This window comes from Mycetohabitans endofungorum (genome assembly GCF_037477895.1).
In the GTDB taxonomy this organism is placed as follows: Bacteria; Pseudomonadota; Gammaproteobacteria; order Burkholderiales; family Burkholderiaceae; genus Mycetohabitans.
The window spans coordinates 1,260,686-1,287,418 of the sequence record NZ_CP132744.1 but is presented as its reverse complement, the minus strand read 5'-3'; the positions used below and the strand labels follow the sequence as shown (position 1 = coordinate 1,287,418).

The following is a 26,733-nucleotide window of genomic DNA, read 5'->3' as shown; positions in this document are numbered from 1 at the left end:
GCTCCAAATGCCCTTCCCGTTCGGGTGTGCCCGGCAACATTGCTTACCGGGCCGATGCGTCAGATGCAGTCAATCGACTTAGGCAGCTTCCAGCCTTGCCACCAACTCGCCGAGCTGCTGCTTTTCATAAAATAAATCAGGCATCAGTTTTGTACCGAAGCGCTTGTTCACGCTATCGGTCAGCTGCACAACCATAATCGAATCCAGCCCTAGGTCATGCACTTGAGTTGACTCGCCGATGTCTTGCGCCGCAAAGCCCAGCTTGTCCTGTAACTCCTGTTGGATAAAAGCCAGAATTGCTTCACCCAAGCCCGCTTCGCCCTCATCGGCCTGTGGCTTCGCATCCTGCTTTCCCACCCTAGCTGCGGTAAGCTGTCCCGCCGGCTCAAGCAGTGGCCGGGCGAGAACAGCGGCCGGCATATTGGCCGTTTCGACTGTCCCAGTCAGTAAGTCGTGGTTTTTATTAACACTTGATAATTCTTGTTTGCCAAGATACAGGCTGACTTTGTCTACCTTGACGCAAATTTGCTCCCGCTCATCCAGTACAAGTAAGCTAAGCGATAGTTCGTTATCGTGCAGCCCGATTCCCGATAGCACCACGGAAAAGCCGGCTGCCGGCGTGTTGTAGCAGCAAAGCCGTTCGATATTACGCACAATGACCCGGCCTTGCGGCAACCCTAGCTCATCCAGCAACAAGTAAAATGCTTTGTCAATGGTCGTCGCCAAGTAAGGCGATAGCTGAACATTGTCAGCATAATGGTTGTGACGGTTAACCGGCGGCCGGCCCTTCAGCAACAAGCCGCTGCGGCCAATCGCTAATTCGCCGTCATGGTCCAGATAAGGGGCGAAATCATAACCAGCTTGTGCCAGTCGCCGACTGACTTCGGCGGCACTGAACTGGCGGCCCGCCTGCAGCGCCTGGCGATTGAGCAGCTCGCGGGCATCGTCCAACCACTGTTGCGGTAGGGGCGGCTCGTCGCCGGTCAGTGGATTGATCACGGCAAAGCCTAGGTTGGCGGACTGTTCACCACTGCGACGGAAATCGAACTCCAGCTCCAGTTGCTCGCTGTCAATCTCGAATAGCCGGTACTCCAGCCCGGTTACCGTTGCCCAGTCGGCGATATAGTGTTCAAAAGCACAAGACACCGACAGCGTGCGGCCGTCAAACCGAGATGCCAATGCCGGCATCGCCAGCGCGACATCGGCAAAGTTGAAAGCGCTAAAGCGCCGGCCGCCCCGTCCACTGTAGACGTAATCCAGCAGTTCGTCTTCGACGAAATCGGTGCGGAATATCGCGCCTGGCTGCAGAGTCGAGCAGTTTTCTGCTACCAGTGGATGCAGCTTGTTTTTAAACATCAGAGGATTGACGATCGACGACTCGTAACCTTCGTCGGTGTACCAGCAGCGCGTTTTCTCGAAACGGTAGGCCGGCAAGCTGATCCGCACCGGCAGTTGGGCATAGAGACTGGCCCAATCGACTTGGCTATCGCCGTTCAGCCACTGGGTCAACAGCGGTGTCAACGGATCGTCTAAGTCGTGCTCCAGCAGCTGCACCGCGTCGCTTTCCTGGAAGCGATAGAAAATCTTGCTGTCCGCACTGGATTGATAATGCCCGTCAATACAGGCGTTAAGCGCACGGGACAGCGCCTGGCGGGTGCGACAGCGAATCGCCAACCGGTTGCGTAGGTTGTTTTTGCCCACCTGTAGCGTATAGGCGATTTGCGCCAGCGGTGCCTCACTGCTCGCCAGCCAATCTCTAAAGCTTGTCAGGTTCTCCGCCAACAACGCCAGCTTGTGCACCGAGAAGACAAACACCAGCTGATCTTCTGAGATTTGTCCAGCGCTATCCGCTGGCTCTGGATATTCCTCGACGATCATATGAGCATTCATGCCGCCAGCGGCAATCGAGGTGAGCCCCGCCCGACGCGGGAATACCTGCTTGCGGCCATTGATGATGCGCTCCGGCTGGCGCCATTCGATTAACTGCTGTGGCACGATAAACGGCGTATCGGCAAAATCGATATCCTGGTTGAGCTGGCTCGAATGGATCGACGGCGCGATCTGCTTATGTTTGAGTTGCAGCAAGGTTTTAGTCAAACCGGCAATGCCCGACGCCGCCAGCAGGTGACCGATATTTGATTTGACCGAACCCAGATAGCAAAACTGCTTGTCGTCAGTCGCCCAGCGAAACGCATTATTCAGCCCTAACACCTCGATCGGGTCCCCTAGCTTAGTGCCAGAGCCATGGCCCTCGATATAGGAGATCGAGCACGGGTGCACTTTGGCCTGTTCCATCGCTTGGCGAATTGCCAGGGTTTGCAAATCCGGGTTAGGCACGTTGAAGCCGTTACGCTCACCGGCGTTAGTCATCGCTGAGCCTTTGATTACGCCATAGATTTGATCCCGATCGGCAATGGCCCGATCCAAACGCTTCAGGAGTACCGCACCGACTCCTTCGCCAATCACCGTACCATCAGCACCCACCCCGTAGCTGTTGACCGACTCCGAGGTGATCGATGTGAAATTGCCTTGGGAGGTATTCACCGTGGTGTATGGGTGATACATCAAATTGAGGCCACCCGCCAGCACCATCTTGGTCTCGTCATGCTTAAGCATCTGGCAAGCGGTGTGGATACAGGTCGAGGACGACGAGCACATGGTATCGATAAACAGGCTCGGACCCGTAAGGCCGTAGAAATAAGACACCGTCATCGGAATGGTCGCCATGCCCGACCCGGAAGCCATCGAGCCGCGGAACACGTTGCTCTCGAAGCCGTAGTAGTGGTAATCATTGGTCATGGTACCCAACAGCACGCCGACATCGCCGTTATAACGGCTCAACAGCGTTTCTTTCGAGTAACCGGCGTCTTCAAAGGTATGCACCGCCACCTGCAGGAACAGTCTGACCTCCGGCGACATATGGTCGGCATAGACCTTGGGCATTTTGAAATAGCTGTAGTCGAACTTGTCAACGTCCTTGATGAAGGAGCCATTTATGCAGGTGGTCTTGCCTAGCACCTTGCGGTTCTTGTAATAGATTTTGCTGTGGTCCCACCGGTCTACAGGGAAGTCGCTCATGCAGTCAACGCCATTGGCTAAGTTTTGCCAAAGCTCATCGATGCTGTCCGCCCCGGGGTAATAACCGCCAAGGCCGATCACTGCGATATAGTTTTCTAACTCGTTGTCCTCGACGCGTTCACCAGAGGCAGCCGGCGCAACGGGCGTGACGGTCGCAACGGGCGTGACGCTTGGCGTTGTTGGACTGTTGGCGTTGGAATGGGCAGCAGCGAAACGATTCATTGGTAACGACTGCGCTGACGCAGGCTCGGCGGCACTTTGTTCAATGGTTGGCAGTTGAGCGCCATGCGGCGTCTCCAGCTGATCTTCGCTACCGCTGAACATCGCGACAAAATGGTCACGGTACTTCACCGCGAAATGGTCAACCATGCCGGCAATATTGACATGCTCGAACAACAGAGTTTTGGGTAACGAGCCGAGATGTTTTTCCAGCTCATTGGTTACGCCCACTGCCATGATGGAATCGAAGCCATAGACCTCGAATTTTTCCGACGGATGGATTTTCGCCGTATCGATCTGAACTACGTCGGCGATAATCCGGGTGACAAAGGCTTCGATTCTTTTTCTCAGTTCGTGATCGCTGAGACTCGTCGTTCCAGCAGCCCGTCCCGGTGCCGGCTTGGCCAGGGCCTGCGGTTTGGCGTCCGCCGGCTGACCAATGCCCGCTAGCCGCGATAACTCGCCATAAATTACCCAGCCTTGAGCACTGACCGGGTTATTCAACAGTTGCCACAGGCTGTTGACGCCCTCCTCCACCGGCATCGGCACAATGCCAAACCGTTGCCGCATCTGCTGCTCGATCACCGGAGCCAGCTTCATGCCGCCGTCGCGCCACAACGGCCAGTTAATGCTCAGTGAACGCCCCTTGCGCTTGCCGTCGCCAGCCAAATTTTGGCGGTACTGCATAAAGGCGTCCATATAGGCGTTGGCGGCGGCATAGTCCACCTGCCCAAGATTGCCCATCGCCGCCTGAGACGAACAGACTACAAAGAAGTCCAGCGCACGTTGATTGATCGCCTGATCAAGCGCCTCAATACCGGCCACCTTTGCCGTGAGCACCTGCTCAAACTCGCTAGCAGACTTATTGATGATCATGCTATCGCGGATGACTCCCGCGCTGTGTATCACCCCATGTAACGAACTTTCTTTGGCATAGATGTCGTCAATCCACTGCTTAACCGCCGCTGCGTTGCCGACGTCTAGTGCCTGGTAGTGAACTTGGGCGCCCAGTGCTCGCAACCGATCGGCTTTTTGTTGCAACGGCTGGCTAACAGTTGAGCGTCCTGCCAAGTAAAGCACCGGGTTGCGACAGCTGCTAACGATATGTTCAGCGAAAATTAAGCCCAGCCCACCCGCGCCACCGGTGATCGCATAAATACCGCCGTCGCGCAACGGCGTCTGCTCATTGTGCTGCGCTGGTGCTAGCTCACGCCACTGCCTGCTATACAGGCTGCCGTTAGCGAAGACTCGCACCAGTTCGTTGCTGTGATAACGGCTCTGCTCGACGATCACTTTGACCATCGCGTCGTTGCCCATTTCAAGATCGAGCGCGACCAAGCGAGCTTTCAACGCGCTGTTTTCGATCATCGCCGTTTTCAACATCGCATCCAGTGCGGTCAAGCGCAGATCGTCTTGGCCCTGCCCCACAAAGAGCTGCAAATAGCCGCCGGCATGACCGTCGAGCAACCGCTGTAACCACTCGAGCAGCGCCAGCGCTGCCGCTTGGTAGGCCGCGGCGTCATTTTCGCCTGGCATACCCGGCAGTACGCTCACCTGATTGCCAAACTGCCGGCGTATCTCGCTAACCGTCGCCTCCGGCAGTCCAAGCAGCAGCAATTGCGACTTGGCATCAGCCGGCAGCCATTCACCGAGGCTTTCGACGGGCTTCCAAAACGGCGTCCGAATCAAGCGACCAAGAGCCTCGTCGCTGTCTACGATGGCTTGCGCCTGGGCCGGTTGTGGTTCAACACCCGTCTTGCGTGAGCTAAAACCATCTAGCTGAACCAGACATTGGCCTGCGTTATTGCAGATTTGCAGATCAATTTTCTCGACCGCGCCGCCACCTTGAGCTTCACTGTAAGCAGCGGTAACCGTCAGTGGCCCGGCTCTCAGCGCCTGTTCCACTGAACCGTACAGTCGCAGGCTCTCCAGCGCAAAGGGCAGCATCGGCTCAGCAGCGCCTTGCTGGCGGCGCTCCAATGAGGCTGCGATATGAAGTGCACTGTCGAGTACGCCCGGCGGCAACAGAACACCGTCTAATTGGGGATCCAGCGCGTCATGGGTCAACTGGCCGATCACCCGGTCACGGCCGATGCGGATTTGGCCGGCAGCGCGGAATGTCACGCCGTAATGGACTCCCATCGTGTCGAAATCATGGTACAGCAAGTCATGGCTTCGCTCACTGGCATTGCATTGAGCAGCCCATTGCGCCAGGTCGACCGGTTGCGGCAACGGTGCGGCGACGGCCGCTAACTGTGCGTCACCCTGGGCGTGCAGTTGCTGCGTCCCGCCGTCCACGCTGTAAATTTTGAATGACACGCTGTCGTTGCCGTTTACGGCCAGCTCGCAGTACAGTTCGACCTCACGGTCGCTGCCACCGACCGCAAAAGCCAGCGGCCGCAGCCATACCACGTTCTGTAGCGTGACTTGCTGCGGCGGCAGTTCGCTAGCCCTGACGATCGCCTCACGCGCCAGCTCGAGGTACGCGGCACCAGGGAAGATCAGCTGGTCGCCGATACGGTGATCGGCCAGGAACGTCTCGCGACCGCTAAAGCGGCTGACAAACCGCTGCGTCGCCAACGTCGAAATGTTGTGATGCACCAGCGGGTGCAGCCGATCCATAGGCTGGTTCGCCACGAGCGTGGGCTGTTGTTGGCGCTGACGGACTTCGGGCCAATAGTGCTCGCGTGCGAACGGATAGCCCGGCAGTGGCAAACGCGGCGGCATGCTATAAGCACCGTTTTGTGCCTCGCCAAACAGTCGCCGGCCATCGATGTCGTAACCCTGGCGATAGAAGTCCGCGAGGCCAAACAATAACTCCCTGGTCTCGTCTTCGCTGGCATTGCGACTGTCGTCCAGCAGCTGATTAATATAGCGCGCAATCGTCTTCTGCGCAGTAAATTCGCGCTCCACCTCGCCGACAAATAGGTTGGGACGCTTTTCACCCGCCCGATATTGCTCAAGGGTGTAAAGCACTTCTTCCAAATCCGCCGCCACTAGCGCCAGGCGATGGCGAAAATGGTGCCGCCCTTCCAGCAAGGTATAGCTAATCGACGGCAACTGATGATCGCGGTATCCACCATGCTGCAAGGCCGCGCTCAGTTGTTCGATTTTTTCTTTCAGTGCCTCAGTGGTTTTGGCTGATAGTACAAGCAAGTAACAGGGCCGGCGCAGCGGTGAGGCGTCACGCTCGCGGCTGTAGCTTTCCAATACCACGTGGGCATTCGTGCCGCTCATGCCGAATGCGCTGACCGCGCCCAACCGCTCGCTGTCGCGGCCTGCCGCCGGCCAGGCCTTGTTCGTTTTGTTCACGTAAAACGGACTTTGCTGCCAGTGGATATAGTCGTTTTCCTGCTCGCAGTGTAGGCTGGCCGGAATGGTTTCGTGGCGGAACGCCTGCAACAGACTAATCACGCTAACCAAGCCCGACGCGGCAAAAGTATGGCCGAGATTGGTTTTGGTGGAGGTCAGTGCGCAGTGGCCTGGCTTGTTGCCTCGGAACGCATCGTTGAGCGCGTTAATCTCTACCGGATCCCCCAGTTGCGTGCCGGTACCGTGGGTCACAATATATTCCACCGCTTCGGTATTCATCCCCGCGCGCCGGTAAACTTCTTCCAATAAGCGCTGCTGAGAAGCGCCGCTTGGCGCAGTAATACCGTTAGTCTTGCCGTCGTAGTTGATGCCACTGCCTCGCAGTACGCCGTAGATCGGGTCGCCGTCGGCTTCGGCTCGGCTCAAAGGCTTGAGCACGACGCAGCACACCGCCTCGCCCGGCACCATGCCATTGGCCCGGCGGTCAAAGGCAAAACATTTACCGTCCGGTGACAGCATCCCTGCCTGAGTCATGCCAATAAAAGCGTCCGGCGAGAAAATGAGGTTGACTCCGGCGACAACCGCGATCTCGCATTCGTTGTTACGCAGGCTCAACGCTGCTTGGTGCAGCGCCACCAACGCTGACGAGCAGGCGGTGTTAATCGCCATCGTCGGCCCGGTCAAGTTGAGAAAATAGGCGAGCCGCGACGCCAAGATACCATTATGGCCCGAGGTTAGGCTTTCTTCGCTCGCTAATCGCTGGAAGTCGCCCTCCTCAACGCCAACGAACATGCCAACCCGTTGCGCTTCAAGGTGACGCGGGCCGACGCCAGCGTCTTCCAGCGCGTTCCAGGACTCCTGCAACAACAGCCGCTGCCTGGGATCCAATGTTTTCGCCTCGCGGGGCGAAATCTCGAAAAACAGGGGGTCAAATTCACTGACTCCTGGCACGCTGCCCATCCAAATACAGCGCGTCTTGCCGGGATCCTCGCGATGATCGCCGTAATAATCGCGCCAGTCGTAGCGATCAGTCGGGATCTCGCCCACCATGTCACGTCCTTCGGCCAGCACGCGCCACAGTTCATCGGCATTGCGAGCGCCAGGGAAGCGGCCACTGATCCCGATAATGGCGATCGTGTCGGCGTTCGACGTTGACGCGACGACAGGAGCCGGTATCGGCAACGGCTCCGTTGCGCTGATCACCTCACCGCGATAACAAGCTTCGACCGCCTGCCGGTGGTGTGTTAGTAAATAGGCGGCGATTTTCGCAAGGGTAGAATGGCTAAAAAACAGCTCTGGTGTCAACTTGAGGCTCAGGTGGCGACTCAACAGGCCGGCGTACTCCGCCAAGCTAATGGAATCAAAGCCGAAGTCCGCCAAGTTGGTGTCTTCGCCAAGCTTATGTCGCTCGGCATTGAGAGGCCGGCTCGCCAAATCCCGCAAATCCCATAACAGAGACTGCTCCACGCTCAACCCTTTGAGTTCGGGACGGCTTCGCGTCCGCTCGATCATGGGTTTGGCCGCCGTTGCTTGAACAATTGGGCGAGCCGTTGTTTGGCGTGCCGGGGAGTTGATCCCGTCTACTAATTGCTGCAACCTCGCCGGCTCACCCGCCAACACCAGCATGTGATCGGCATCGCTGGCGATAATCTGCTGCAACAACGTCAGGCCTTCAGCGCTTTCCAGCATTCGCTGACCACTGGACTTCAAATAAAACTCGGTCGATGCCTGATCGCCCACTGCCATACCGCCATTGCGCCACAGCGGCCAATTAATTGCCACGACACGCCGAGCGCGTCCGGCTTGCGCATAACGCGCATAGGCCTGCTGGAATCGATTAGCCATCGCGTAACTGCACGCGCCCATATCGCCGAGCACCGCCGAGCTGGACGAGAAATAACAGATCAACGCCAGCGGTTGCGCCGCTAGCACTTCATCCAGCACAAGTGTGGCCTTGACCTTGGCATGTAATACCGCGTCGAAATCCGCTTGGGCACTATCAAACAGGCTGCCCGGCGCCTTCAGGCCAGCAGCGTGGATCAACCCATCGATCGGTCCGCTGTGCGGCAGCACCTCGGCCAGCGCAGCGGCCATCGCCTGACGATCAGCACAATCCGCCTGCAAATAGAAAATGTTGCACTTGTCATGACGCAGGCTATCCAGCCGCGCCTGCTGAGCCACCGACAGCGATGAACGTCCGTTTAGGATTAGATTGAGTTGACCGTCGCTGCGACGCCTCGCTCGGCTCGAAAGCTCGCCAGCTAATAGCGACCCCAATCCACCCAGCCCTCCGGTGATCAACAGCGTGTGGATTTGCTCCAGTGCCAGCGGCTCGACGGCTGCGGTTGCGCGGGTCGGCGCCAGCCTCAGCTGGAAAGTGCACCCGTTTTGGTATAGCCTGCTGCCCGCCGCGTCGCCGCTAAGCTGCAGCCACAGGCGACGCAACCAGCGACCGTCGTCGCCGGTATTGTCCGGCAAATCAATCGCCACCTCGACTGGACAATGGACCATCACCGCACCGAGCGAACGCTCGATGCCGATCCAAGATTCAAGATAACAGCGCTCGAGCGCGTCGCCAGCCCGACCAGCCAGCACTAATCGGTCAATTGGCGCCGCCGTAGCCGCCATCGCCTTGAGCAGTGCGACAATCGCGCTGTTGTCGTTCATCCAGCGACGATCGTCCATACTCCATAAATAGAGCACTCGGCTAGCGCCGTGAGCCGACAACACGTGTTGCAGACCTTCTTGTAACTGCTGCGGATCGTCGACTGCTACACGATAATGGCCATCCTCATCGCGTCCATTTTTATTACCGGCCGCAATAAATATCAACTCGGTTTGCGCACTGAGCGCACTGATTTGTCGGACTAGCTGCTGCCGTAGCCCAGGCTCACCCAGCAAGCAAATCAATCGTTTGATCGGCGCACCCGGTCCCGGTTCATCGGCCTCCTGCCACTGCTCCGTGTAGGTTGCCACGATTGTTTCGGTAGCCGCGCTTTCTCTTTGTTTAGCAGTTACCGCCGGCGCATCCAGCCAGTACCGTTCCTTGGCGAATGCATAGCCCGGCAGAGCGATTCGGGCGGGACGCGGCCCGTCGCCATAAAGACACGTCCAGTCAAATGCTTCTGCCTCTTCAGCGCCAGCGAGCCATCGCGCCGCCAACTGTCGCAGGTCGCCAGCGGCCACGGCCTCTTCGGCCGTCATGCTGGCTACGCCAAAGTCAACGCCCGGCTCGCCGGCAATCCACGCTTGCAGTTGTCGCCGTAACTGTTTCAAGCTATCGACGATGAAAATGGTCCGTGTTGCCATCGCCTCCCGGCCGGTTTGTAGCGTATAAGCCAACGCGGCAAGATCGGGCGTGTGCTGCGCAACGTGTGCCAATAACTGCGCAGCCTGCTCTTTCAAGCGTGGCGCATTGCGCGCCGATAGCGGAACCAGCACCATTTCGCCCCGGTGCGCGGCGAACTCACGCTGCTCGCAATACTCCTGCAGTACAACATGGGCGTTTGTGCCGGAGAAACCAAAGGAGCTGACGCCAGCGCGCCGCGGTGCACTTTGCTCCGGCCAGTCGCATCCTTCTCTATCAATGACCAGTGGCGAGTCATCGAGCTTGATGTGGGGATTCTGTTGTTTGAAGTGGCCCAACGCCGGCAACTTATGGTGCTTCATCTGCTGCAGCACCTTAATGACGCCCGCGATGCCTGCCGCCCCCTCGGTATGACCAATATTGGCCTTCACCGAGCCAATATGGCAAAAACCCCGGTCGTTGGTATAACGTGCAAAGGCTCGCTTGAGCGCATTGATCTCGATCGGATCGCCCAGCTTGGTGCCGGTGCCATGGGCCTCGATATAACTGAGGCTACGAGGATCAATGCCGGCATCTTGCCACGCATGCACTATCACGTTTTCCTCTCCGGCCACGCTCGGTGCAGTCAGTGAAGGCGTGTAGCCGCCGTGCAATGCCGCCGAACCTTTGATGATGCCATGAATCGGATCGCCATCAGCCAACGCTTTCGACAGCGGCTTGAGCAGCAGCATCGCCACGCATTCGCCTGGCACGTAACCATCCGCTTGTGCATCAAAGGTGTGACAGCGCCCCGTCGGCGACAGCGCGCGGATCGCCGAAAAATACCGGTAGTGCCAGGATGACAGCAGTAAGTTGCTACCGCCCACAAAAGCCATTTCGCATTCGCCGTTGCGCAATGAAACACAGGCGGCATGCAACGCCACCAGCGACGACGAGCACGCCGTATTGAACATCAGGCTCGGCCCTTTGAAGTCGAACCAGAATGAAATTCGGTTAGCGGCGATTACCCCACTGCCCGTGGCGATATAGGGGTCCATCGGCAGTCCCAACTCGGTGATCTTGTCAACGTATTCGTTGAAACAGGAACCGATGAATACGCCGGTACGACTGCCACGTAACTGCGTGATGACGCCAGCGTTCTCGGCGGCAGCGTACGTACTCTGCAGTAACAGCCGCACCTGAGGGTCCATCCATTGGGCTTCGCGGCGGGACATGTGAAAGAAGTCGGCGTCGAACTTATCGACGTCGTCGATAAAACTGCCCCACTTGGAATAGGTCTTGTCATGCGCTTCAGGATCCGCGTCAAACCAAGGCGCAACGTCCCAGTGGTCTGCCGGCACTTCCTTGATCAGTTCACGGTCCTGCCAGATATTTTGCCAAAATTGGTCCAGGTCGCGGGCTTCACCAAACTGTCCCTGCATACCGATGATGGCGATATCCTGCTGACGGTCACTACCACCGACAGCCCTAGGCGAATCATTGGCGACACACTCGTGCGCGGTACAAGTTTCGACAATCGGCGCAACATGATTTGCCTTTACCGGCGCAACGTCAGTCGTCTCGCCACGCTCGGTCAACAAGGGCGTAAAAGCTGCTTCGTACTCCTGCCATAAAAACGTCGCCAGTTCAGCAACACTGGGATATTCAAAAAATATTGTGGGCTCCAGTTCGATCGCCGCAGCACTTTCAAGGCGACTCGCCAAGTTGACTAGCTGCAGCGACTCCAGTCCCAATTCCATCAAGTTGCGGTGACGCTGCTTTTTACCGATTTGCTTTGCCCCGAGGGCTTGCAGCTGGGTCAACAGGTAGTCTTCGATCGCTTCGCGGCTGCAGCCACTGTCACTGTCGCGCCACGCTGTATCGTCGACCAAGTGGCTGCCTCGCAGCCGCTTCAGCGAGCAACCGCTGAATTCGGCCACCAGCACACCCTCGTCGTCGTACAACTGTGCGTCGAACAACACCAGCTCGCCGGAATTTTTAATTAACTTGGTGTGAATCCAGCCCGTTGTCGGTGCTTGGCTGCGATGGAGAACCAGCGATTTAACGCCAAACGGAATAAAATTGCTGTCCAGTTGTTCGCTGGCCAGCAGCGGGATAACAGTCAAAAAGGCGCTGTTGATCAACAACGGATGCAAGCTGTAGTGGCGAGAATCCGCGTTCTCAGCGACGGTCAGCGTAATTTGGGACAGCGCTTCGCCGTCATCCTGCCGCTGGTAAAGCGCCTTGAGGGTCCGATAGCTATCGCCGATGTGGATCTGCTCACTAATTTGGTAAATTGATGCCAGCGGCTCCACCGCTGTCATACCAGCCATCAGCTCGGCTGGATCCACCTGCCACTGCTGGGCAGCCACGGCCGACAATTCACCGCTAGCCCTAGGCTGCCAAGGCGCCGACGGCGAATGTCGGCATACTGCCTCGAAGACCCGTCCGTCACGCTGGGTTGCGCGGATCGCCACTTCAAGCCGCTCGCCTTCGGCCAGCGCGACTGGCGCAGCAAACGTCAGCTTTTTCAACCGCAGCGCCTCACCGTCGGCCAGCTGGCCCAAGCCGTACTCCAGCGCCAGACTGGCATAGGTCAGCCCCAACAGGATCCGCTGCTGATTGAACTGGTGATCCTTCAGATAGCGCTCATCGTAGTGGTAAACAGCGGCTGCAATTGGGTTCTCGATCGCCGGTGGCGCCTGAATCACCCGCTCCGCCTGGTCACGGCGATAGCTGGCCCGAATCTTTTCAAACTCTCTGGCTGCTTCTTCGACACTGATTTCTTCCCGCTGTATTTTCCGGTGTAGAACCCTAATTTGACTGTCCACTGTTCTCTTCGCTCTCAAATGCGGATAGGGTAGGCGGCGTCTAAGCGACTTTGCCGCCCGTGTCCGGTTAGCGACCGGTCAGGTCGAGAAATGCCTTGTTTGAAGGCCGCAAAAACGGCAGGTAGGTTGGCGGTGGCAACTTGCCCACCAGGCGGGGCGAGATCCCCTTTGGCCCCATCTCTCGAGCCAACATCGCGATAAACAGCGTGATCTCCAACGCGGCGACATGGCGGCCGAGGCAGGTGTGAGGACCGCCACCAAACTGGCAGGTTTCCACCTGGTTCGGTGCCCGATCCATGCCCAGCCAGCGCTCCGGCTTCCAGCTATCCGGATCCGGGTAACGTTCGGGATTACGAGAAACATGCAGCAGGCTGACGCCCACCATCGTGCCGACAGGGACCGTATGACCCATCATTTCAAACTCGGTATGCACCTTGCGCATTTCAAACGGCGCCGGTGGATAGAGCCGCAAAGTTTCTCGGAATATCGCTTCAGCCAGCGGCACTTGCTTGACCAGCTCCTCATGGGTATAAGGCACGCTGTCTAGGCCGGCGACCTGTTGACACAACTGTTGCCAGACGTGTGGATGCTGCGACAGCATTAACGCCGACCACGCCATCACCGCGGCAGTTGTTTCTGAGCCGGCAAAACCCAGGCCCAGGATGTTGTGCACCAGCTCGACCTCAGACATGCCGTTGCCATCATCGTCGCGGCCGAAGATCATCGCCCCGACCAGACTATCGCGGTCGTTGTTCGCGCGTACCGTGGCAACGATCTGTGACACCCGCTGTTCCAGCCAGCCGCGCGCCTTGCGGCAGCGCCAAGCAGGGAAGCCCGGCAAGTTGATTTTCAGCGGTATCATGCCGAGAAAAAACTCCTCGTACTGGTGACGCCACTGCTCAAGCTCGTGGGTTTCAATACCCATAATCCGGAACACCACCTCCAGCGCAATATCCTTGGTCTGCGGGAAAATCGCCAGTTTGCGCTCGCTGGTCCAACGTTTAAGCCGTTGCTCGATGGTTTCCACCACGAACTGTCCAACGCGCGCGCGGGTCAGCCCTTTCGGGGTAAAAGCATCCATGCTAGCGCGGCGCGCATTGCGATGACGTTGGCCGTCAAAGGCGTTCATCGCCTCACCCGTGATGACCGGCATCTGCTCGCGCAAATAGGAGTTGTCGGTGTACTTATTTTGAAGGATCGCCAGGCCGTCCTCACTCATAATCTGCAACACCGGTAGCTTAGCGCCGAAATAAGTCCAGAACATCGGCCCGCAAACCGCCTCGGCCTGGCGCAGCTCACTGAGCGCATCCTGACCGATCTTATGGACATGGCCCAGCAATGGCATCTTGCCTGGCATGACTGGAAACCCGTCTTTCATCTTCAAGTTCTCGGCGACCGGGCGCGCCACGTTGGCCGGCTGATCATGGCGCTCCATGTTGAGTTCGTTTGCCACCACCTGGCTATGTTGCGCTTCTGTGCCCGCATCTGCCTGCGCCAAGGCAAGCGTATCTGGTTTATGGTTCATTTTATTCCCCGTTATGCATTCGTTAGACTGCTGTAATCAGTTGTTCAAATTGCTCGGCGTCCAGCTCGCCGCTGCTAATGCGGCGATAGAGCATGCTATTGAACAACGGTTGCGGCGTTGCGACGGCCTGCGACGATTGCGCCATAGCGTGTTCAAACTCGTATCCCGGCAACGCGACGCGATTGCCGCCTTCCGGGTAAAGCGCGCATGTGTCCAACTGCGCGCCGCGACAATAGGCTGCCGCCATCTGCGCGAGTGTGCCTGACGCGGTCCCCGTCTCTCCTTCTTCAATACCTTCGAGCGGCGAAATCCAGCAGCAGCCCTGCACTGACAACTCGTCAGTCAGCAATGACTGCAGCCGCGCCACCACCTGTTCGATGGTGTCGGCCACTACCGCCGCACGGTGCGTCAATTGGTGCTCACGCTGCGCTAAGCTGTAGGCCAAATCCTGCAGTTCGAGACTGGGATGAGCGATGGTAAATGCTTTGAACGTTTTCAAGTAGGCTAACAAGCTGTGGCGGCTCGCCGCCGCGAAAACCAACAACTGCGTCTGCCCCTGGCGATGTTTGCGCGGCACTCGATGCTCCAGGTGCTCCTCGACCACCAGGCTGGCATAACTGCCGCCAGCGCCAAAGGAATTGATCAAGCAACGGCGCGGCTCACGCACTCCGTCTGCGCTCACCGGTGCCGGCCACGGCGACACCTGCTGTTGCAGATAAAAAGCGCTGCCATCGAGTCGTATATGAGGGTTAGGCGGGTCGGCATTGATCGACGGCGCCAATTGCCCGTGCTGTAACTGCAGTAACACCTTGGTGAGCTGGGAGATGCCCGACGCCGCCTCGAGGTGGCCGATATTTGACTTGACTGTGCCAAGCGCGCAACTGGCGGGCTGCGTATCACCAAACACTTTTTTAAGCGCTGCCACCTCGATTGGATCGCCCAACTCGGAGCCATTGGCCGCCGCTTCGACGTAGTTGATCTGCGCCGGTTCCAGGCCGGCCCGCTGGATGGTCTGCGCAATGAGTCGGGATTGCTGTTGAGTATCCGGAGCCGAATACATCAGCCTGCCACCGCCATGATTGACGCTGGAGCTTTTGATCACCCCGTAGATTCGGTCGCCGTCGGCCATGGCTGCGGCCAAAGGTTTGAGCAGCACGGCGCCGGCACCCTCGCCTGGGATCATCCCATCACCTTGACCGAAGCCTCGGCTAAGATCGCTACTCCCCAAGTAATGAGCCAGTTTGAGCGTCTGGTACTTGGACGGATCAAGGATCAGATTGACGCCGCCGGCGATCGCCATTGCACAGTCATTCTGCAATAGGCTCTGGCAGGCCAAGTGGATGGCGGTCATCGAGCTGGAGCACGCCGAATTCACCGCTAGGCTTGGGCCCTTCAAATCAAAATAATGGGAAATCCGGTTGGGTATCTGCCAGTCAGTGACATTTGACTTGATCGCTGCCCGCTCCAGGCTGCTCTCGGTCCACGGCGATTGGTGATACATCGAGCCTATGAAGACCCCGACTCCTGCCGCGTCGCGCTGCTGGATCCGCGCAATAGCATCGCTGTTGTAACCCGCGTCCTCAAAGGTACGCCAAGTCACTTCAAGCATCTGTCGCAACTCTGGCGACAGGTTGCTTACCTCATCGTGAGGAACGCCGAACAACTTGTGATCAAAATCCTCGACTTGTTCAAGAAAACCGCCATAGTACCGTCCAGTCGCCCACGACTGCGTTCCGGTCAGAGACTGGGCCCAACGCGAACTCGGTGCCTCACTCACACAGTTACGTCCATTGCGTAGATTATCCCAGAAACACGCCAAATCAGCGGCCATAGGATAACGACCACTGACACCAATAATCGCAATATCTCGACACGTCGCGGGCTGTTCAGCGACCGTCGCGGACTGTTCGGCGACCATCGTGGGCTGCTCGACGACGCTTGGCTGCTTGGTCGTCGACATAAGCCGAGCGCTATTGGCCTGGTTGTCGATTGTATTGGCCTGGTTGTCGATTGGCTGGACATGACGGGGAGCATGACGCGGCGCACGCTCGTGACTGACCGCCACCGCGGTCACTGGCTGCGTCGCAACCGGGCGCCGGCCCTCCTGGGAAGCCGCAAAATGCTGGGTCAGCGCAGCGCGATGCTCACTCAGAAGGTAGTCCGTTAGCTGATTGATCGTGTTGTATTCAAACAGTATCGTGCGCGATAGCTCACCGGTCGCCTTTTCCAACGCCTGAATCAGGCTGATCTGCAAAATTGAATCGACGCCGTAGCGATCGAAGGCGACATCCCGCTGCAGCCGCTCAGGCGCAATATTGACCAGCTTCGACAATACGTCAGTAATCAGCTGGCGGCACTGCTTGGCTAAGACGGCTTCGTCGACCTCGCCCGTAGCTATCCTCTGCGTCACCACGGGTGCGATGGCTTCGACGGGCGCATCCATCGCCACGTCGGTGACGTCGGCGGCAGGCATGACCTGTTGCTGCGCCGGCAGACGCACCACGCCATCACTCACGGCAACGATAATCTGTTGGCCCAGGCAATGACTGCCCGCGACCGGGAAGGCAATGTCGCTAAAGCCCTGCGACTGCAGCAACCGTTGCCAGCTCTCGGGAGACAGACCGGGACAGCCATCAATTCTTAGCGCCTCGTCATCATAGAGCCACCAGCCTTCGAGTAGACCGAAGGTCAGGTGAGTAAACATCGAACGCTCACTGATTTCGTTCAGCAGCAACAAACCGCCATGGCACAACGTAGCTTTGGCATTTTGCAGCGTACAACGCAAGTCTGGCGTAGCGTGCAACACATTGGTGGCAATCACCAAATCGTAGTGATTCGTGTTAATGCCCTGCTCAAAGCAGGCTTTGCTGACGTCAAAAATGGCGGTGCGCAAGTAAGGCGCCTCGGGCGCAAAATGCTGTTCGGCGTGGCGCAGGAAAGCCTGCGACAAATCTGTGTAGCAATATTCAGCGATCTGATGCCGCCACGGCCGCAGTTTGCTGATCAGTCCAGCGGTTGTGCCGCCGGTGCCCGCGCCGATCTCCAAAATCCGCAGCGGCCGGTTGTCTTCAGCATACCGTCGGGCGATATCCACCACGACCTCACCAAGCGCCTCGTTGAAATAATCGGAAATCTTGTTGTTTTTATAGATACCCTCTACCAACGACATGGAGCCGCCAGGGAAGATCACCTCGGTGGCTTGCTTCTCACCGCGCAAGATAGCCGGCAACGCCCGAGAACACGCTTCCACTAGCTGCAACTGAGCATGCAAATCACCATCCCGGCGCCATTCATCGCTAGCCTGACGCCACTGCGACCACAGTGATGCGGCGGCAGGGATGGCCGTCAATAACCGTCCTTGATCGTCAATAGCGCCTGTTTGCGTCAACAACCGCAGGCTTTCCCGCAGCCACCGACGATAAAAAGGATAGGCGTCAAGGTTCGCCGCCACCGCCGGATGGGCGGCAATCTGTTGTTCAGTCAGCGGGCCGTCGCCGGCTAGCTCGCCAATGCAGGCGAAGGTCAGGGCCAGCAACAGTCGGTCCATCTCAGCCGCCGCGCGGTGATGTTGCGGCGGCGGGCCTAGCCTTTGCGCCACGTTTGTCCACACATAAGACGCTGGAGGCTTCTCCAACGGATAACAATGAAGCTGTGTGCCACTGTCGATACCGGCAATGGTCATCGGCTCAAGCAGTTTGATTAAGCCCAACTGTGGCAGCGCACCCGCTAGCAACTGATCAAGTGCCGCCATGCCTTCGTCCGGCTCGATGGAGCCGAGCCCCTGTTCAGCCATCCGTGCTCGATAGCCGGCATTGGCTACCACGCCAACGCTGCCCCAATAGCCCCAGTTGATTACTTTGACTGGGCAACGCCAGTGTTGATTGAGCTGAGCGGCAAAAGCGTCAGCGAACGTGCAGCCGGCGGCGTAATTGCTCTGACCAGCAGCCCTGCTAAAGGCAATCATCGACGAGAAAAACAACACAAAATCCAACGTCGGATTGTCGGCTGGCGTAAAGACCTGGGCCATCCGTACACTGGTCGCCATCTTGGCGTCGAGACAGGCAGTAAACTGCGCTTCGTCCATCTGCTCCAAGCGAGCGTCATCCAGCACTAGCGCTGAGTGCACCACGCCATGGATCGCGCCAAACGATTCGACCACCTGCCGCCTGGCCTGCGCCAACTGCTCAACATCAGCCGCGTCAGCCTGGATATACAACGGCGCCGGAGCGTTGCATGCTTGACTCATTTGCGTCAGCGCCGCCAGCTTGCGATTGATTTCATCACCAGCAGTGCGGCGACCCAGCCAAATCACTCTGGCACGGTAATGACGGATCACGTGACGCGTCCACACTTCACCAATGCCGCCGGCCCCCCCTATCACGACGTAGACGCCGCCTTCGCGGTAGCTCACGCCGTCATCTGTTTGAGCCCGCTGCGCCAGCGGCAATAGCCGTTGGCAAAACCATTCACCATCACGCCAGGCCAAGCATTCGCCGGGCAGCCTCTGCGCAGGCGTTGCGACCGGCAACCCCTGAGCGTCAGCCGGCAGATCGATCAGTTCAACCCGCCAATGTTCATATTCCTTTGCTAGTGACCCCGCCAAGCCATGGCAGGCCGCCTGCTCCGGCGCCAACGGCTCACCGGTACGCACCGCGACGCTGGCTGTCAAGATCAATTGCAGTTCCAACGCTCGCTGCTGATAACCTAGTTGCAGCAGGGCCTTGATCAACCTGAACAACGCCAGCACGCTTGGTTCGTGGCTGTCGATCAACCGCTGATTCGCAAAATCGGTCGACGGTTGCGGCGCCAGCCAAATCAACCGTTGAAACGGCGTGCAAGCAGCCAACTGAGCGGCAATCCCATCAATCGTTGTCGCCAGCGACGGTAAGAATTCGATCTGCGGATGTTGCCCGGCCAGCCAGTTGCGCCGTTCCCCAACCGCGCCAATCGCCAAAGTGGGCAACACTTGCCGGGTTGTGGATGCCTTGTCGGCAACACGCCATTGTGGCGCCAGCAGGCTCAGCCCTGCGGGCAATCGACTGTCAGCGGTGAGCGGCGTCACGCGGGCGCGCGTGCCGTTCAATGGCCGGGAACTGAAACCGCGGAAACTGGCGGCGATGTGCCCTCGCTCATCACACAGCTCGATATCGATCCGCTGCACTGCGCTGCTTTGACCACGACGGTCAACGCTGATCAACGCCCACATGACGGGTCGGCAACGATCATAGACATTCAATTGTTCCAACGCGAAAGGCAGCAGAGTCTCGTTTGGGCCCTCCGTTTGTTGCAGCAATAGTCCGATCGATGCCTGCACCGCTGAGTCCAGCATACCGGGATACATCACCCAGTCGCTGCCCAGCCATTGCGGATCCAGCTCAAGCCTAGCCAGCAGTCTGCCGTCGCCGAGCCACAGCTGCTTGACACCGCGGTGGCTGGGGCCATAGACAATATTAATTGGGTCAAACAGCGAGTACAGCTGCGCAGCATCAACGCTACGCTGCCACGGGCCCGCTGCGAGGGCTTCAAGATCCAGTGGCTCCACGGCCCCGGCAGGGATGACTTGTGCGCTGCCTTTGCAATGCTCGACTGCATCGCCCTGGGCCTGTGAGTAGATCCTGAAATTGATTTTTTGCTGCTCTAGCGCCAGCTCAATATGCAACTCGTTGTGCTGCGACGCCAGCGTATACGGAGCCAACCAGACAATGTTTTTGAATTGCAGCCAACCGTCGGCCAATGGCTGCGGATCCCATGATTGGGCGATCGCCGCCCGAGCCATTTCCAGATAGCCAACGCCTGGCATCGTTGGATGGCCATTGACTTGATGGTCGGCAAACCAACACTCTTGGCCTCGCCAGCGGCTACTGAATCGCTGGCGGTAAAAATCCGATGTATTACGTTCGAGCATCGGGTGCAACCAGCCGTCGCCTGGCACGGGATCAGTGACGGGTACGGTCGCCAAATCCGTCACCCAGTAACGCTCTTGGGCAAACGGATAGCCTGGCAGGCTGAGACGTTGCATCGAGCGTTCATCGCGATAGAACTGTCGCCAGTCGATCGCCAGCCCCTGCGTCCACAATTCCAGTAATTTGTGATACTTGCGCTTGTCAATCCATGCCGCAAGCGCCGCAGCCATGTCCTCATCCTGACGAAACAGCGCCAGCGCCTGGTTATCACCATCACTACGACCGCGATAGACCGCCTTGCCGCTGGCAGCGAAATCGGCAAGCTGGCGCTGTAGATCAGTTAAAGAGTCACTCAGCAGCGCCAGCCGCTCTGGCATCGGATCACGGCCAACCTGCAGCGTGTAAGCCAGATCATCGAGGTAATGCTCTGGGTTGAGCTTCGCCTCAGCAGGCTCCGCGGCAATAAACTCGGCGAGGCGACGTGCATATTCACGCAATTGCTCTGGCGTTTTGGCCGAGAGCAGAATTGGTCGTGCACCGGACGTCACATCGTGCCGAGGGCGCTGCGGCGGTTGGTATTCCTCCAGCAGGATATGCGCGTTAGCACCGCCAAAGCCGAAGGAGCTCACCCCCGCCCGCCGCGGCAACGCATGGCCGTTACTGTCCTTGGCAGCCAGCCAGGGCCGGCTTTGCTGCACGATATAAAACGGACTGTTGTCCAGTTCGATATAGGGATTGAGCGCTTCGCAATGCAGGCTCTTAAACAGCACCTTGTGCTTCAATTGCAGCAATACCTTGATCACCCCGGCAATACCGGCCGCCAATTCAAGGTGCCCGACGTTCGATTTCACGGAACCCACGCCGCAATAGCCTGGCTGCAGTGGGCCAATGCCCAACTCTTCACTCAGCTCGCGAAACGCCATTTTCAGGCCGTTGATTTCGATCGGATCACCCAGTTCGGTACCGGTGCCATGCGCTTCAATATAGCCGATGCTGCGTGGATCGACACCGGCTTGGCGATAAGCCGCTTTTAGCAGCTCCGCTTGGGCTCGCGGGTTTGGCGCAGTCAACGAATTCGCCTTGCCGCCATGGTTTTCCGCGGTGCTGCGGATCAGCGCGTAGATGTGATCGCCGTCGGCCTCAGCCTGCGAACGCTTCTTCAGCACAATCATCCCGACCCCTTCGCCCCGGGCGTAGCCGTTAGCCTGAGCCGAGAAGGTTTTACTGCGCCCATCCAGCGCCAGCATGCCCGCTTTATTGAAGCTGATTTGTGCTTCGGGCGCAATGAGGGTATTCACGCCGCCGACGATCGCCATTTGGCAATCTCCGTTGCGCATCGCCTGAACCGCACGGTGGATCGCCACCAACGACGAAGAGCAGGCCGTTTCGACTGGCTCGCTGGGACCATGCAGGTCAAGCAGAAAGCTCATTCGATTGGGGCCGACCGACGGTACCATCGCCGTGGCACTGTAACCCTCAATCGGCACGCCGGTTTTAGCGATCAGGCTGCTGTAGCCCGTCATTCCAGTGCCCACAAAAATCCCGGTACTGCTGCCCGCCAGATCAGCAGTGGCATAGCCCGCGTCTTCAATTGCCAGCCAGACATACGTCATCAGCAGGCGTTGCTGGGGATCCATCAGCTGAGCTTCCCGCGGCGAAATACCGAAGAACAACGGATCAAAGTGGTCCACGCCGTGGATAAAGCCACCCCATTTGACGTTGGTCTTGTTGGCCTGCTGATGCGGATCACCATAATATTCACGCCAGTCCCAGCGATCGGCGGGAATCTCGCTGATACAGTCCCGGCCGTCCGTCAGATTGCGCAAGAACTGCTCAACATCGTCGGCCATTGGGAAGCGGCCGCTGACGCCGATCACAGCAATCTCATCCTCCTCTGCAGGTTTGCTCGGAACAGAAGAGGCAGCCGTATGAACGGAAGATTGCGCGACTGTCAGTGGGCGCCGCTTGAGCACCGATCTTGGCGCCGGGGCACTATGCTGCTGCGGCGTTGAAGGCGATGGCTTGAACTGCTGTTGTGGCGCTGTGGATTGCGGCGATAGCTTGGCCGCGAGCACGCTACCGTGCTCGCGTTCCAGGTAAGCAGCAAAACGGTCAATCGTGGCATGTTCAAAAAAGATTGTCGGCACCAGGTTCAGTCGCCATTGCTGCTTCAAAGTGCTCGCCAGCGCGGTGAGGCTGATGGAGTCGAAGCCGTATTGGCTGAACTCGGCATCGATACGAATCTCTGCGGCAGGAATTTTCATCTGCTGGGACACGAGGTCGATCAGCGCGCGGCGCAGTGGCTCTGCCCATGACACCCCAGCGTCGGTTGACGACGGCGGCGCTACGTCTTGGTGTTGCGGCTCGTTGTCGTGCGCGAGCGCCATATCGGCATCGTCGCGGCCGGTCACCAGTGCGCTCATCTGCTCCCGTCGACCATTCATCACGAGCAACTGCGGCTTATCCCATGCAAAGCATTGGCACAGCGCATGAATTCCGGCATTGGTGGGCATCGCCACCATGCCGGTGCTTTCTGCCATTTGCTGCGCAATCGTCTCGTCTACCTTCATGCCGCCTTCTTTCCACAGCGGCCAATTGATCGACAGGCTACGGCCGCTTCGCCGTCCCTGCTCGACCAGCCGGCTGCGGTACGCAGCGTAACGGTCGACAAAGGCGTTCGCTGCCGCATAGTCGGCCTGGCCGGTATTGCCGATCACGCCGGTACCCGACGAAAAGAAGATCATGAAATCCAATGGCAGCTCGGCAGTGGCTAAATCCAGGTTGCGAGCGCCGGCCACCTTGGCTGCCATCACTTGTTTCAGTTCATCATCCCGCTTATTGATCAGCAGGCTGTCTCGGATCACGCCGGCGCTATGCAACACGCCATTAAGGCGGCCATATTTGTCACCAATCCATGCAACCAATCGCTGCACCGCGTCGCGGTCGCTGACATCCAGCTGCCGGTATGCAATCGTGTTTCGGCCCGCGTCGATCTCAGCCACGCGCTGCGGGTCTACCGCAGAGCGGCCTGTCAAAATCAATGTGGCATCGCTGACGTTAGCCGCCATCGCGCGGGCAAAAATCTGTCCGAGGCCACCAAGACCGCCGGTAATCAAATAGACGCCGTGATCTTTCCATGGCGTGCCGACCGCTAAATCCATCGTCGGACAAGGGTGCCAGCGTTGCACTTGGCGCTGCCCTGCCTGGTAACGGATTTCGACGTCGCCGGTGGCAGCATTTTCCTTGAGCCGCTGCGCCAACGATTGCGGCTCGTCCAACTCAATCAATTGACCAGCCAAGTTCGGCGCTTCGAGTTGCAGGCTGCGCAGCATGGCCGCTAGGCCGCCGATCATCCGATCGCCTTTGGGGTTGTAGAGCGCCAGCTGGATCAGTGAACGTCCACTGGTGCCCCGACCGAGTAACGTCCGAATCTGCTGCAACAGCGCCAGCGCTGCCTGTTGGTAATCATCGGCTGGATCCTGCTGCGGCACGGCCAGTAACTCGCAGCGGCAATCAGTACCCTGCGTGACTAACTGGCGTTGCACGTCGGCAATACATTGCTCATCAAAGCCGCTGAGCAACACAAATTGCTCGTTAAAGTCGACCGTTTTACGGTGACTGGCCGCCTCGTCGATCCACTGCGGCTGGAACAGCAGCGTTTCTGTCAGCGGTTCATCGGTCGCGGCCTGATCACTGTGGTCGCCGAGCACCCGGGAGGTAAACCCTTGCATCAGCACGCAAAGCTTGCCCTGCTGATCAAAGAGCTCGATATTGAGTCGTTGCAAGCTGGTGTCGGGCTGCTGATCATCGCGCCGCTCGGCATAGGCCACCCTGGCCCACATCCGCTCGCTGCAGCGGTCCCATATCTGCAAGCGTTCAAGCGCAAAGGGCAGCGCCGGCCGCGTCGCCGGCGGCAAATTGCCTCTATCGCCTTCGGGAAGCACGACGTCGGCGCCGAGACTCAGCGCGATCGCCGCTTGGAGCGCCGAATCCATCAGTGACGGATGCAGCAGATAGTCATTCAGACTGTCCTGTTGACAGGACGGCAACGCAAGTTCCGCCAATACCTCTGAGCGCCCCAGCGCAATCGACTGCAAGCCTTGGTAAGCCGGGCCATGCTCAAATGTCATCTCCCGATAGGCTTGGTAGCATTGTTCAGCGCTCAACCGGCCACCTTCCATCCTAGCCTTCAAAGCCGTCAGATCAACTTGGCGCTGCGCAGAAGGCTCAGGAAAACTTGTCAAGCCTTGGCTGTGCAACACGGGTTCACCCAACCCAAGGCCTGACAGCGGATCATAATCACGGCTAGTGATCTCGAAGCGGATCTGATTGTCCTCTTCCAGCGTTAACTCAATGTCAATTTGCCGCGCTTGGCCGTCGATGATTAACGGCCGCAACCAGACGATATCGCTCAATACCGGCTGCCGTGCTGTCCCCGCCAAGCCGTTGGCAGCCATCGCCACCGCGGCTCTGGCCATTTCTAAATGACCGACGCCGGGGAAGATCTGCCTTCCACCCACCACATGCTGCTTGAGGAAAAATTCTTCGCCCTCAAACACGGTGGTAAAGCGCTGGTTTAGCAGATCTGAAGTATTTCGCGTCAGGAACGGATGCAGACGGCCCACGCTAAGACTAGGTGCCGCGCCGACATCGCCTCCCGCCGTACCCCGACGTGCAGGCGGTATCCAGAAATCCTGCCGAGCAAAAGGATAAACCGGAGCGTGAATACGTCGGGCGTCGGCATCATAGCGACGGTTAAACGCGTTCCAATCGACATGACCGCCCGCCACCCAGGCTTTGGCCAGACGTTGTAAGTCAGCATGATCGTCGGTAGACGGCAGTTCGACAGCCGAATGCTCGCCTGTGCCGATCTGCCCGTGCCAGGCGTGCTCAGATGCACGGCCGTCCAGCCAATCATCGAGCTGCTGTGTCAGTTGGGCTTTGTCGATGCACAGAAACATTAACCGATGATCCTGCGCCAGCCGGCCCGTTTGCAGCGTATAGGCGAGATCCGCAAGCCGAATCGCCGGATCGGCCAACGCTTCGCGCACTCGGCGAGCATAGTGCTTGAGGCTATCGGCAGTGCGTGCCGATAGCGGCAAGAGCCGCGGCCGTGACACCTCGGCGCAGGTCGCAGCGGCCACTTCGACTGCCTCGCGAACCACGATATGCACATTGGTCCCGCTGTGACCAAAGGAATTGAGCGCCGCCATTCGCAGCCCCGTGTCACCGACCGGCCAGTCTTTCAGCTCGCGATGGATATTAAACGCCGAGTCCGCCAATGCTATCCGGGGGTTCAGTTGCTCAAAGTTCAATAAGCCTGGCAACTGCCGGTATTTCATTGACAGTAGGATTTTGATTAAGCTGACCACACCAGCGGCCGCTGAAGTGTGGCCGATATGGGCCTTGGCGCTGCCCAACGCACAGTAGCCGGTATCCGCGGTGAACCGCCGAAAGGCCCGGGCCAGTGCATTGACCTCCACCGGATCGCCAAGCGGCGTGCCGGTGCCATGGGCCTCGACATAACTAATCTGCCGCGGATCAATGCCAAAACGTCGATACAGTTCGCTGATCAGCCGCTCCTGAGCCTGGCCGCTTGGTGCAGTAATGCCGTTACTGGCACCGTCCTGGTTCATGCCCGAAGCACAGATCACCCCATAGATCGGGTCACCGTCAGCTATCGCTTCCGGTAAGCGTTTGAGGGTCACCATGCCGACCGCTTCCGACAATACGATGCCATCACTACGACTATCGAAGGTGTGGCAGCGCCCAGTGGGCGACAGCATATCCATCTGCGACAAGCTAACCAGGCTTGGCTCGCCGAGCGTAGCAAAAACCCCGCCGGCCAATGCCAGATCCGTCTCACGGTTGCGCAGGCTTTCACAGGCCAGGTGGATGGCCACAGCCGATGATGAGCAACCCGTATTGACGACCAGCGCCGGTCCTTTGAAGTCGAGAAAATAGGACAGTCGTGACGCGATAATCGCATCGGAGGCGCCGATAAACGTTTCGTGGAAGTAACCCGTCGGCTCGGCGCCGACAAAGATTCCCACCGGCTGGTTCCGGAAACTTTTGGGGTTGTAGCCTGCATCTTCCAACGCCTTCCAGCTTTCCTGCAGGATCAGCCTTTGATGCGGATTCATCGATTCCGCGTCACGGGGCGAAATATTGAAGAACAGCGGATCAAAGTCATCCCGCTGCTCGAGCACGCCCCCCCATTTGCAATAGGTCTTGCCGGGCTGGCGCTGCGGTGAGTAGCTGCGCCGGGCGTCCAGATAGCGCTCGCCCAATTCAACGATGCCATCAACGCCAGTGCTGAGGTTACGCCAGAAGCGCTCAACGTTGTCAGCCGCGGGAAACTGTCCCGCCATGCCGATGACTGCGATTTCGATAGGCGCCTGCGCCCGCTCAATGCCGGGCACCGGTTTATCCGCTGCTCCGGTCCGCTCTGTCCCTAGTGTAGTGGGCGCGGCTTGCAGTCGTTGCAGCCGCTGTTTGGCCTCGGCCACGGTGATCTGGCGATTTTGAAGTCCGGCAATGATGGATTGGAATTCTTGGCTGCTCATTATGTCGTTTCCC

3 protein-coding genes are annotated in these 26,733 nt (G+C 58.4%); all 3 read right to left on the bottom strand.

Translation table 11 applies throughout. The features are described from left to right. Positions 1-78: 78 nt before the first annotated feature. Complete coding sequence (locus RA167_RS05440; protein ID WP_076786969.1) at positions 79-12,726, bottom strand: SDR family NAD(P)-dependent oxidoreductase; 12,648 nt, start codon at positions 12,724-12,726, stop codon at positions 79-81. 67 nt (positions 12,727-12,793) lie between these two features. Then, on the bottom strand, positions 12,794-14,224 hold the full coding sequence (locus RA167_RS05435; RefSeq protein WP_237574293.1) for a cytochrome P450: 1,431 nt from the start codon (positions 14,222-14,224) through the stop codon (positions 12,794-12,796). A 49-nt stretch (positions 14,225-14,273) separates the two neighbouring features. Continuing rightward, the gene (locus tag RA167_RS05430; protein ID WP_076786966.1) at positions 14,274-26,720 is read right to left on the bottom strand and encodes an SDR family NAD(P)-dependent oxidoreductase; all 12,447 of its coding nucleotides are present in this window, start codon (positions 26,718-26,720) and stop codon (positions 14,274-14,276) included. Between the last annotated feature and the right edge of the window lie 13 nt (positions 26,721-26,733).